Below are 2,278 nucleotides of genomic sequence, written 5' to 3'. Positions count from 1 at the left end.
CCCAGTAAGCGACAAGACGCAAGGCGACCTCAGCCACGCCCAGTTCCCCCGGGCCGCTTCAGTCTTACGGAAGGCGATCTGATCCTCGGCTCGGCCGCCTCGAAGTCCGCGGTAGGCACCCTGGTCGAGCGCACCACCGGATTCGTGATGCTGCTGCACCTGCCCGGTGACCACGGCGCCCTGGCGGTCCAAGAAGCACTCGTGACCAAGATGGCCACCCTGCCCGAACAGCTGCGCCGCTCACTGACCTGGGACCAGGGCAGCGAGATGGCCAACCACGTCGCGATCGCCGAGGCCACCAGCATGGACATCTACTTCTGCGAACCGCACTCGCCCTGGCAACGCGGCTCCAACGAGAACACCAACGGACTACTGCGCCAGTACCTACCCAAGGGAACCGACCTGTCCTTCTACGGCCCCGGACTACTCGACAAGATCGCCTCCGAGCTCAACGCCAGACCCCGCAAACGCCACGACTTCCAAACCCCAGCCGAAGTCCTCGACCAACTACTCTCAGACCCCACTACCAACCACGGCGTTGCGTGACTACCTAGATTCCGCCCCGGTAAACGGGTTCTTGAGCCGTTCTAGGGCCGAGCCTGCGCCGGCTAAGTACCTGCGTCCTTGCGCCGCCAAACGGGATGGCGGCGACGTCGGAGGACGAGCCGCCGGTCAAGTCCCTGGGCGTGGTGTACGAAACGAATCCCTCGTCGAGCGTGTCTAGGTCGCCTGCGAGCCTCTTCTGACGATCCGTTCAAGGCAAGGAGAGATCGGGTGCTGTTCCTGGGTGATGACTGGGCCGGGGCCCATCACGACATCGAGCTCCAAGACGACCAAGGTCGAGTGCTGAAGCGGCGCCGGCTGCCTGAAGGAGTCGCCGGGCTGAGGTGTCTCCATGAGCTGATCGCCGACCATCTCGACGATGACGACGATCCGGAGTCGGTGGTGGTCGGCATCGAGACCGACCGCGGGGGCTGGGTCCCCCCGCCCTGCTCGCCGCCGGCTACACGCTCTACGCGATCAACCCCAAGCAGGCCGCCCGCTACCGCGAACGGCTCACCACCTCTGGCGCGAAGAGCGACCCGGGTGATGCACACGTGCTCGCCGAGACCGTCCGCAAGGACCGTGAGTACCACCGGGTGGTCGCCGGTGACAGCGAGCAGGCCGAGGTCGTCAAGACCGTGGCCCGCACCCACCAGACGATGATCTGGACCCGGCAACGACAAGCCAACCAGCTGCGCTCGATGCTGCGGGAGTTCTACCCCAGCGCGCTCGAGGCGTTCGGCGATGACCTGGCCGGGCGCGATGCGCTCGCCGTGCTCGCGGCCGCCCCCGCCCCGGCTGCGGGCCGGGCTCTGTCCAGGTCGCGACTGGTCAGCGTGTTGCGCGAGGCCGGTCGCCAGCGCAACCTGCAGACTCGTGCCGAAGAGATCTCGGCCGTCCTGCATGGCGAGCACCTCACACTCTGCGATGCGCTCACCGAGGCCTACGGCGCCAGCGTGAAGTCGCTGGCAATCGTGCTGAGCACGATGGTCGCCCAGATCGCGGTCCTCGAAGGCGAGGTCGAGCGGTGTTTTGGCCAGCACCCGGACGCTGAGATCATCACCAGCCAACCCGGCCTCGGTGTGGTGCTCGGAGCCCGGGTGCTCGCCGAGGTCGGAGACGACAAGGACCGCTACGCCGACGCCCAGTCCAGGCGCAACTACGCCGGAACCAGCCCGATCACCAAGACCTCAGGCAAACACTGTGTCGTGCTGGCCCGCTACGCACGCAACAAACGGCTCGCCGACGCGCTGCACCAACAAGCATTCGCAGCGCTCACCGCATCCCACGGCGCCCGGGCTTTCTACGACAACCACCGCGCCCGAGGCGCGACCCACCACCAAGCACTCCGAGCCCTGTCGAACCGCCTCGTCGGCATCCTCGACGGCTGCCTGCGCCACCGCACCACCTACCAGGAGGCCACCGCCTGGGCCCACCGCCAACCAGCAGCCGCTTGACGACCTACGCCCCTGGGATATCTAGACGCGCAGCAGCCATCGCCGGGGGTTCTGTGAGCCCTCCAGAGGATGTGGCGGTGTCACCGCCGGACGTTGCGCAGGACGATGACACTGGGGTCGAGGGGTCTGCTCAGCCATCCGTTGAGGAACTCGAGATTGCCCGCGAGCTGGTCCGCACCGCGCGGGCTCGGGGAGTCGCGTGGGACTGCTGCACGAGTAGGTGACAGGTCAGGTCACGCAGCCTGAGTGGTTGTCGTGGTCTCGTTCGTGGTCATGAT

General features: G+C 66.9%; 1 protein-coding gene and 1 pseudogene. Both read left to right on the top strand.

Annotated elements, in window-relative coordinates; all coding sequences use genetic code 11:
• Positions 1-546, top strand: a 546-nt coding sequence (locus ABKW28_RS22670; RefSeq protein WP_348613521.1) for an IS30 family transposase, incomplete at its 5' end; no start/stop codon positions are given.
• 228 nt (positions 547-774) lie between these two features.
• Positions 775-2,000 (top strand): annotated as a pseudogene (locus ABKW28_RS22665) (IS110 family transposase).
• The last annotated feature ends 278 nt before the right edge of the window (positions 2,001-2,278 follow it).

The organism is Nocardioides sp. 31GB23, assembly GCF_040012395.1.
GTDB lineage: Bacteria > Actinomycetota > Actinomycetes > Propionibacteriales > Nocardioidaceae > Nocardioides > Nocardioides salarius.
The sequence above is the reverse complement of the archived record's forward strand: the minus strand, read 5'-3'. Positions and strand labels throughout refer to the sequence as shown.